General features: G+C 56.3%; 1 protein-coding gene. It reads right to left on the bottom strand.

Annotated elements, in window-relative coordinates:
• Window positions 1-1,066, bottom strand: a 1,066-nt coding sequence (locus AC1RJ3_RS29610) for an IS256 family transposase (protein ID WP_493081989.1), incomplete at both ends; no start/stop codon positions are given.

Genomic DNA, 1,066 nt, shown 5'->3' on the forward strand with positions numbered 1-1,066 from the left:
CGTACAGAATCGCAAATTGATTCATCGCGCTTTTCCAGTCATGTGCCGCTGAGCCCCAGTTTGCGGTGATATTGCGTAGCCCAAGCCAGATCAGTTTCGTTGCCGCATCGTCGGTCGGGAAGTGGCCGCGGGTCTTGATGATCTTGCGCAGCTGAGCGTTGATGCTCTCAATGGCGTTAGTCGTGTAGATCACTTTTCGGATCGCCGGCGGGAACACGAAAAATGGAATCACACGATCCCAAGCGCGGCGCCAAGCCGCCACTACCGTCGGATACTGCTTGCCCCATGGCCCGTTTTCAAACGCATCCAGCGCCTGCTCAGCCGCTTCGGCGGTGACTGCCTGATAGATCGGTTTGAGCGCCTTGGCCAGTTCGCGGCGTTTATCCCAGGCTGCGTAATCAAGACTGTTGCGGATCAGATGGACAACGCATGTTTGCAGTGTCGTGTCTGGAAATACGGCGTTGAGCGCTTCTGGCATGCCTTTAAGGCCATCGGTCACAGCAATCAACACGTCTTCGACGCCGCGTGTCTTGAGGTCGTTGAACACCTTCATCCAGAATTTGGCGCCCTCGGTATTTTCTATCCAAATGCCGAGAATATCGCGTGTTCCGTCAGGCAAAACACCTAGGGCCAAGTAGATCGCCTTGTTGCGAACCAGCCCCTCTTCGCGGATTTTGACCCGTAGAGCATCGAAGAAAATCACCGGGTACATCGGCTCCAAAGGCCGCTGTTGCCATGCACCGATCTCTGCCATGACCTCGTCGGTTACCGAGCTGATGAAGTCGGGAGAAACGTCAGTACCGTACTGCTCTGAAAGAAACGCACGGATCTCCCTGACAGTCATTCCACGGGCATACATGGCGATGATCTTGTCATCAAACCCGGTGTAGCGGCGCTCGTGTTTGGGAATCAGGATAGGGGAAAAACTGCCGTCCCGGTCGCGAGGAATATCCAGTCGGAGCGGGCCGTCGCCGGTTAGAACCGTCTTGCCGCTTTTGCCGTTGCGCTGATTGGTTTCATCCTCTGGACGCTGCGCGCCCGGCGGATAGCCCAAGTGATGCCCGAG

The organism is Pseudomonas sp. GW822-FHT04C11, from assembly GCF_058800905.1.